Origin of the sequence: Nesterenkonia muleiensis (assembly GCF_003600155.1) — a bacterium.
Classification (GTDB): domain Bacteria; phylum Actinomycetota; class Actinomycetes; order Actinomycetales; family Micrococcaceae; genus Nesterenkonia; species Nesterenkonia muleiensis.
The window spans coordinates 1-8,753 of record NZ_QWLD01000055.1 but is presented as its reverse complement, the minus strand read 5'-3'; the positions used below and the strand labels follow the sequence as shown (position 1 = coordinate 8,753).

Sequence of the window (8,753 nt, the reverse complement as noted above, 5' to 3'; positions counted from 1 at the left end):
ACAACCCACCGATGGGACACCCGCCCAGCCCGCCGACCATGACCTACCGGCGCACGCTCTAAGGATCCGAAACATCAGAGAACGAGGGGTCCGAAATCGCCTGAAAGCATGCAAGGCATCGTTTGCCACCTTCGGGTCCTCTTGACTTCGGAGAAAAACTCCCCTTTACTTTACTGTACCGATATGTAAAGTAAAGGGGAGTTGATGCGGGTAGACAGAAGGAAGAAAGAAAGTTCGAGTTCCCAGGGAAGTCGGGCCAAGTGATGACCCTGGCCGACAAAACATATGCACTGGGTGCCGCAGAAATTGCTGGGGATCGCCGCACACTTCTAGCTCAGCGACATGGCAGGATAATTGACCTTGGAGCCTATTCAGCTGATCAGTCAAACTGCATCCCGTCCGAGGTTAGGGACTGTTTTCGCGCCGAGGATCTAAGTATGCTCCTGGGGGCGGGCCCTGAGACTTGGCAGGCGGCCCACTTTGTAGCTTTGACGGCGTTGGCAGACAAAAACGCGAGCGAAGTCCAACCGGGCTTCAAGGTGCTTTTCCCATTTCGTATGGCAGATTACGTCGACTTTTACGCTTCACGTGAGCATGCAGAGAATGTCGGACGCATATTTCGTCCCCACAATCCTGAGCTGCCCAAGGCGTGGCACGCGCTACCTATTGGCTATCATGGACGGTCAAGTAGCATCGTGCAAAGCGGTACACCTATTCGTCGCCCTTCTGGTCTCATTCAGGATAAAGACGGAATCAAGTTTCGCCCATCGCAGAAGCTCGACCTTGAGGCAGAGGTAGGTTTCGTCGTAGGCACGCCTAGTCGCCTTGGAGAATCTGTTTCCATTGATGAGTTTGATCGGTATGTGTTTGGCGTGTGTCTAGTCAACGATTGGTCAGCGCGAGATATTCAGCAGTTCGAATATGTGCCGCTTGGGCCATTTCTTGGGAAGTCATTTGCCACAACTATTTCACCCTGGATTACGCCACTAAGTTGCTTAAATCATGCAAGGAATGAAGTGCCAAGCGCGTCTGACCCTGAATTGGCTAGCTATCTAAAAGGTGGTGAACATTGGGGTCTCAACATAGACCTGGAAGTAGTGATCAATGGAAAAATTGTGAGTCGCCCACCCTATTCCTTAATGCACTGGTCACCAGCGCAAATGCTTGCACACACAACGGTTAATGGTGCACCGCTGAGCACGGGCGACTTTTTTGCCTCGGGCACCGTCAGCGGCCCTGATCCAACTACGGCTGGCTCTCTTCTTGAAATAACAAGCGATGCAACAGAGATGATTGCGACGCCTAATGGCCCGCGAGGCTATCTAGAGGATGGGGACACTGTCAGCATTTGTGGGTTTGTTAAGTACCTTGATGGTTCAAGTGCGTTACTTGGTAGCGCCGAAGGTACGGTGTTTCCTGCGGCCGAATATAATACTTAAATATTATAGATAATGTAGATAAATTGTTTTCGATAAATATTCGGTAATTTAATTATTAAATGCCAATTTTAGAGGAGTATTATGAAGATTAAGCCAGTTCGCGTCGTGGTAACAGAAGAAGGTGCAGACGGCATTGCTCGTGTTTCCTCTGACACGTTGGCAGAGCGGATTTTCCATCGTGATCATCGGCCGGTGGCCATGACTGACCTCTGGCAGATCTCCAAAGTGCCCGCCAGTATCATCGAGGACGGTCAACAGAACCCGGACGAGACGTTCACCCTCAAGCCTGATTCAGGGGGTGTAAAGTTCCGCGTCGTTCAATTTGATCCGGAGCCCGTGCAAACAGTGAAACGAATAGATGGCAGGGATGTTTTTGCCGAGATGGGTGCCGAGAGTGAACATGCGACAGGTGCTAGACATCCCTATATGCATAAAACGCAAACGGTGGATTTCGGCATTGTTCTGGAGGGAAGCATTACAATGCTGCTCGATGAAGACGACATACAGGTGAGCGCTGGCGATATGATCATTCAGCGGGGGACAAATCATGCCTGGTCGAATAGGACCAATGAACCATGCCTTGTGGCTTTTGTCCTCGCTGACGCCGACGCTGAAAACCAATTTCAGTGACCCTGCTGATTCGTGGACGTTAATGACCTTTACGATTCCTAATAGATAAGGTTGCACCATTATGTCGGACACCTTTGAAACTGGCTATCAAACGCCAGGCGTGACAACCACTAGGTCATCTACTGAGAACACTTACGTTGGTCGACGGGTGACGGGTATGAACAACTCGGTTCTTGCTGCTGGGCGGGGGGTATTTCTGGACGATATTAGTCCGCCAGATACTCGCACCCTCGCTATATTACGTTCCCCACACGCATCGGCCTCCATTACGCAAATAGATACCTCGACTGCGCGTTCACTGCCGGGCGTCGAACTGATTATAACTGGTGAGGACACCGTAGAACATAGTCTAAAGATTGGGCCGACAGGTGCCTTCGAATTTCTGACGGTTAAGCAGTCGGACCGTTACCCGCTCGCGGTCGATTCCGTGCGTTATGTGGGTGAACCAGTAGTTGCAATTGTGGCCAAGGATGCACGGGTAGCGGCGCGTGCCATCGACGTGATTGAAGTGAAATATCTCGTACGCACTCCAGTTGTTTCAGTCCATGAAGCGCTCGCACCAAACGCGCCATTAGTTGAGTCTGGCTGGAATGACAATTTGATGGTCGACTGGGAGTTTGAGCGCGGTAGCATTAATCTAAATGCCGTCGGAGAGATCCAGGGAACGACTTCAGCCCCTCTGACGTCCCATGGTCGCCTCGAATGTGGTCGCATTGTCCCGACGTCACTTGAACCACGGGGGACCATTGCTCAGTGGGACCGCTGGACTAGATCTTTGACCGTTTGGGCGTCTACTCAAAGTCCGCATGTGCTCAAAACGCAGTTGGGCGGGGTTCTCGGGCTGGATGACTCAAGAATTAGAGTCATCCAGCCGAACGTAGGTGGGGCATTTGGCGGAAAAATTCCCATATTTCCTGAAGATATCCTCACGGCGTGGGCGGCTATATGGCTTGGTTGCACTGTGAAGTTTGTTGAGGAACGCCATGAAGCACTACCTGCAGCCGGTCACTCACGGCATATTGCCTGTGAATATGGAGTCTCTTTTAACGATGACGGAATCATCGAGTCGCTCGATGTCCAACTTGAAGCTAACCTTGGCGCCCCACAAACATTCGCCGGCTACCTCATGGCGATAGTCACAGCGGGATGTATCCCCGGATCTTACGACATCCCTAATGTGCACGTCCATCTACGTGGAGCAGTCACCAATTTGGGACCATGGCAGGCATACCGGGGCTATGGCAAAGAAGCAGCAACCTATTTTCTGGAGCGGATAATTGATGAGGTTTCAAATATCAGTGGCATCTCTGGTGCTGATGTACGGCGTCGAAATTTCATTACCTCGGACCAATTTCCCTACCAACTGCCGTGTGGGTGGATCATGGACTCGGGAGATTACCATGGCACCCTAGATCATGTGCTCAATTTAATTGGAAATGAGACCTTTGAAGAGCGGAGAATGAAAGCTGCAAATGCGGGCCGTGTTATTGGGTTAGGTATTGCCCATGAACTCACACCAGAAGGGTCCTCACGGCCGGGAAGCCTCATGGGAGGAACAGACAGTACTACGGTACGTATAAGCCCTCGCGGATTCACGACCGTGCTTACGGGCGTGACCTCCCCTGGCGGCGGTAATGAGACTGGTCTGGCTCAGATAGTAGCCGACGCGCTCGGTACTGATATCGACCACATAATGGTCGTGCAAGGCGATACTCTATCCTGCCCACATGGTAATGGCAATTATAGCTCTCGTAGCGTTACGATTGGGGGGACGTCGGCTCGTTTGGCAGCTTCGGATTGCCGGGTCAAACTAGATACTGTGGCGGCGCGCCTTCTAGAAGTGTCGGAGAGCAGTCTCACCTTTTCTCGTGGTTTGATCAGTTCCTATGAAACAAGTAGGACGACAACTATCGCCGAAGTTTCTGCTGAGATCTACCGGAATCCTCATGGTCCCCTGATGGAGGGAATAGAGCCGAATCTCGAATCAACCAGATCGTTCAAGATGAAGAATGTCCACCATCAGCCTGATCGAACTGGTCTTTATAATCAGTATCCCACTTGGTCTTTTGGTGCCGCGGCATGTGTCGTCGAGGTTGATCCCGCTACAGGCGGAGTTGAGATACTGGATTTCGCATTTGTGCATGACTGTGGGGAAGTGATTAATCCGACACTAGCTGAAGCGCAGCTTCATGGAGCAGTAATGCAAGGTGTTGGGGCGGCTCTGTATGAGGAATATCGGTATGATGACCATGGAAATCCCGCGTGCCCAAGTCTCCGTGAGTATACCATTCCGTCCGCACGGGAATGGTTTCCAATTACTCTCGGACATTGTTCGACGCCCTCGCCTTTCACTGAAGGAGGAGTCAAGGGGGTAGGGGAATCTGGCATTAGCGCTCCGTCCCCGGCGATTGCAGCCGCGATCGAGGATGCACTTGCCGGGTACGCCCCGGAGAGGGATGTTCGACTCACGACCGTTCCGTTTACACCTGCAAGGGTATGGAGCGCTTTTGAAAGTGAAAATACATGATTATCTCAAATGCCAAAGAGGGAAGTACCGAGATCGACTTCTACCGGCCCCTCCGGCTACAGGATGTCGACAGCATCATGCAGCACTCCGCCTCGGATGCCCTCTTTTTAGCTGGCGGTATGACTGCTATGCCTTATTTGAATCGCAGGGAATGGAGCACTTCTTGCATCGTATCCTTGGGTCGCGTCGAAGAGCTTCAGGGCATACATCTGAAGGACGACTACATAGTTATAGGTGCAAGCGCCACTCATACAGAGATCGCTGAAAGTCACCACGTGAACACTCACTGTCCTGTTCTGTCGGCTTCTGCTCGCGGGGTCGGTGACATGCAGGTGCGAAATCGCGGAACGATGGGCGGGGTAGTAGCATTCGCAAATTCGGGTGCCGACTACTTGTCAGTTCTTACTGCAGTTGACGCCCTAGTAGTGCTTTGGCGTGCAGGTCGGCGACGGCGCATTCCAATCCGAAGTTTCATAACAGGTGAACGTGCCACGCTCCTGGAACGTTGTGAAGTCATTGAAGCAGTAGAGATCTCCCGAGACGAGACTCGGCGTGCGCATTTCCTGCGTCTTACCCGCGTGCAGGGTGCTCCGCCAATTCTCACTATAGCGGGATCAGTTTGTGCTGATGAGCGAGTCCTTTGTATTGGTGGAGCCACCCCGAGTCCTAATCTCTTGGGTGAAGAGTTGTTCGACGCAGATGCAGCTGCAGTCAGACGACTTGTCCTTGCGTCGATATCGAGTCCTTTCGGTGACGCGCATGCGCCTGGCGCATATAGGCGAAACATGGCTGCGGAATACGCAGTCCGAATTCTTAAAGAATTAACTGATAATTTCAAGGATGTTCTAGGATGACACACAATATTTCCCTTAGGGTCAATGGAGAGCAGCAGGAGGCAGTCCTGGATGCCGGAACGCCTCTTGTTGACTATCTGCGGCATGGGCTTGGGCTGACCGGCACGCATGTGGGTTGTCGGAGTGCAAGTTGCGGAGCCTGTACGGTACTCCTAGATGGACAAACCGTAAAGTCGTGTTGTGTTCTCGCAATCGAGGCGGATGGAGCTGACATAGAGACTGTTGAAAGCGGCGGCGAGACACTCGATGAGGTACAGCAGGCATTCGTGGATTCTCAGGCAATGCAATGTGGATTTTGCACTCCAGGTATGGTTTTGTCTGTCAGAGCCCTCCTTGCGAAGAATCTTGAACCCAGCGAAAGTGAAGTTCAAGTCGCAATAGGTGGAAACCTTTGCAGATGCACAGGATATAATAACATTATTAGGGCTGTTATGAATATTTCTAATGATCACAAAACTCGATAATTTAATTCGTGTTAATTCTACATAGAGGTATTAAAGTCGAAAGGGCCGCGCGTATGGACCGTAGTCCAGGATCGCGGAGGACTACTGAAGCTTGCAGTATCCCCGTTCTTGTCTTCAGTGAAAAAGTGTCCATAATCGTCAAGGCGAGAAATTGATTCAAATTAGAACGAAAGGCAAGTTCTATGGTTCGATTGCTGAACGCTAGTGTGGACAAAATATTGTCAGTTTTAGCCGCATCCGCCATGGTTGGAATGATGTTACATGTGATGCTGCATGCAACCCTACGTTCCGCATTCGACACACCTCTTTATGGTGCGAACGAAATTATTACCTATTGGTACTTGCCAGCTATTGTTCTCTTGGGTATTCCCGCCGCTCAGGTGAAGAATCAACACATAAGTGTTTCGTTGTTGGTAGGGACCTTGGATCAGAAAATCCAGGCAATATTCTACGTTTTTGCATACCTGCTAGGTGCGGTGGTTAGTGTCGGCTTCGCGTGGTTCGGTTTCCAGAGGGCGAAAGACAACATGGCAATTAGAAGCACAGCAGGTGTTACTGACATTGTGACCTGGCCTGTGTATTTTTTAGTCCCACTGATTTTTAGCATACTCGCGATCCTCTACATAGTAGAGATTCTTGCCACTGTTAGGGCGGGAGCGGCGCGCCTTGATGAACGAATTCAAGAGGAGGATTAGAAAAGTGCAACGATGTAGTTTAGGGAATTCATAAGCTTCATAATCGAGTCGTTTTATGTAACCAGGCTGGGTCGATATAGCCCATTTGTTCTCTATAAAGGATCTAAAGTAATGTCAATTATAAGTTCCGTGAACGATAGTGACCCGAGTCCTGCTCAGAACGGAAATACGGCGGAGAGTCGTGAGAAGCTAGGCGTCGGGACGTCATCAGGGCGGGCGTCAAGCGCGATGTTCCCACCAGGAGTGAAACGTAAGCCCGGAAGGATAGCCCTTTTTGCGTGTGCCTTGCTTCTAGTCGTTTGTCTTGCTGGGCTCTTTACCAGTCCGTCCGGTCCTGTTGCCGGCATGTGGAGTGTCGCGATGATGGTCGTTCTGATGTTTATGTCCGTGCCCGTAGGATTTTCGTTGGCAATTCCAAGCGTTGTTGGCGTGTACGCCCTGTCGGGCATCCCGGCTATGATGAATATCTTATCGACAGCGCCATTTAACGCGGTATCCTCTTGGACATATTCGGTGTTGCCGATGTTTATTTTCATGGGAATGTTGTTGTCGCATTCGGGTATGGCAGCGAGTATTTACAGGGCTACGGACCGTTGGTTCTCCTGGATGCCAGGGGGTATCGGTGTCGGGACTACTGCAGCCGGTGCCGGATTGGCGTCCGTGTCTGGTTCCACGATCGGTATGACCTACACTCTTGCTCGAGCTGGAATCCCTGAGATGCTTAAGGCAGGATATGACAAGCGCCTAGCGTTAGGCACCGTAATGGTAGCGGGAATGCCGGGAAGCCTCATTCCTCCATCGATTCTCCTTGTCGTCTATGCGGGTATTGCGTCAGTGCCGGTGGGTCCTCAACTGATGGCCGGGGTCATTCCTGGGCTGCTCATTGCGGTTACACTCGCCGTCTTCATCGTCTTTCTGGCAATTATCGCCCCAAGACTTTTCGGACGAGACGAGGGGTCGATCGGAAGGCGGGAGAGAGTCACCTGGGGACTTCGATTTAAGTCCCTCTCGGGAATCTGGGGTTTTCCTCTGATTATATTTGTTCTATTCGGTGGTATGTTCTCCGGCGCATTCACTCCTACGGAGGCAGGGGCTGCCGCCGCGTTTACTGCGATGTTGCTGACCGTATGGTATACACGAAAGAGCAATCCGGTGCGCACGGTCTCCCGTGCAGCGGTTGCGACGGCCTCTTCGACTGCCTCAATCTTTTTCCTAATTATCGGTGCCGAAATGCTGACAAGACTATTGTCAATTACGGGTTTGGCAACTGCTATCACTGAATGTATAACAGGACTTGGTCTCAGCCGACTCAATTTTCTGTGTCTTCTCATCGTTTTATACTTAGTTATGGGAATGTTTTTTGACACTCTCTCTATGATGTTGCTTACTATCCCGATCCTGTTACCAACGCTCGTAGAGATGGATGTCAACCCCCTCTGGTTCGGAGTATTTATTGTTTTGCTTGGTGAAATCGGAATGCTTACTCCTCCAGTAGGTATTTTGTCGTTCATTATTCACAACATTACAAAGGATCCTGAAGTCAATCTTGGTCAGACTATTAGCCTCAGAGATGTGTTCGGTTCCCTGTTGTGGTTTCTGCCTGTTGCATTCCTGTTCCTGATCTTTATGATCGCGGTGCCCGAGGTCGTGGAGTGGCTACCCAACTTCCTCGAGAGTGTGGCCAGTAGCGGTGTTGCTCAATGACTAATACATGGCATGGAGGAGATGCGTATGGGTGTTGATGTCGCGCGTCATACTTTATGGGGCTCTTTACAATCCAGGGTGTAGTTGTGGTCTGAATCCTCCGCTTTCGAGTAGGGATCGGGCGATGTAGTTGGTGAGGTTCCGGAACCTCAGGGTTGAGCCTCGTAGGTGTTCCAGCTGCCCATTGATTGCTTCAGTCGGACCATTCGAGGTTCTTGGGTGATCGAAATAGGCCAGTATGTCGGGGGCCTGGTTCTTCAGGGTGCGCCCGAGTGTGGTCAGCTCTGTCAGGGCCTTGGGCACAGCGCGGGAGAGCTTGGTGATGACGTTGTTCATCATCTTCTTGCCCTGGGCCCGGTCGGGTTCGCGGTAGGTGGGGGTCTGCTGACGGTTTAGTTGACCTCGGGGTTTACGCCGCCAGAGCGACGGTTGTTCTGTAA

The 8,753-nt window shown here is 51.3% G+C and carries 8 protein-coding genes; 7 read left to right on the top strand and 1 reads right to left on the bottom strand.

Annotated features, from left to right (window positions below; translation table 11 throughout):
* Positions 1-437: 437 nt before the first annotated feature.
* From DVO78_RS16165 to DVO78_RS16135, 7 genes are all read left to right on the top strand, one after another.
* Positions 438-1,439, top strand: coding sequence for a fumarylacetoacetate hydrolase family protein (locus tag DVO78_RS16165; RefSeq protein WP_238385366.1), 1,002 nt, complete (start codon positions 438-440; stop codon positions 1,437-1,439).
* A gap of 81 nt (positions 1,440-1,520) precedes the next feature.
* Positions 1,521-2,069, top strand: coding sequence for a cupin domain-containing protein (locus DVO78_RS16160; protein WP_120006440.1), 549 nt, complete (start codon positions 1,521-1,523; stop codon positions 2,067-2,069).
* Between the two features lie 157 nt (positions 2,070-2,226).
* Positions 2,227-4,596: a xanthine dehydrogenase family protein molybdopterin-binding subunit gene (locus DVO78_RS16155; protein WP_162301604.1), complete on the top strand. Its 2,370-nt coding sequence runs from the start codon at positions 2,227-2,229 to the stop codon at positions 4,594-4,596.
* Positions 4,593-5,450 (top strand): FAD binding domain-containing protein, encoded by an 858-nt coding sequence (locus DVO78_RS18495; protein WP_120006436.1) that lies wholly within the window; start codon positions 4,593-4,595, stop codon positions 5,448-5,450. Before DVO78_RS16155 ends, DVO78_RS18495 begins: the two co-directional genes overlap by 4 nt.
* Entirely contained in the window at positions 5,447-5,914 is a 468-nt protein-coding gene (locus DVO78_RS16145) for a (2Fe-2S)-binding protein (RefSeq protein WP_120006434.1), read from the top strand. The genes DVO78_RS18495 and DVO78_RS16145 overlap by 4 nt, the downstream gene beginning before the upstream one ends.
* Before the next feature lie 182 nt (positions 5,915-6,096).
* Positions 6,097-6,609, top strand: coding sequence for a TRAP transporter small permease (locus tag DVO78_RS16140; protein WP_120006432.1), 513 nt, complete (start codon positions 6,097-6,099; stop codon positions 6,607-6,609).
* A gap of 360 nt (positions 6,610-6,969) precedes the next feature.
* Positions 6,970-8,313 carry a TRAP transporter large permease gene (locus tag DVO78_RS16135; RefSeq protein ID WP_238385365.1) on the top strand — a complete coding sequence of 448 codons (1,344 nt, stop codon included), beginning with the start codon at positions 6,970-6,972 and terminating at the stop codon, positions 8,311-8,313.
* A gap of 66 nt (positions 8,314-8,379) precedes the next feature.
* Here the strand turns inward: DVO78_RS16135 and DVO78_RS16130 are convergent.
* On the bottom strand, positions 8,380-8,753 hold a 374-nt coding region (locus DVO78_RS16130; protein ID WP_238385364.1), incomplete at its 5' end, for a transposase.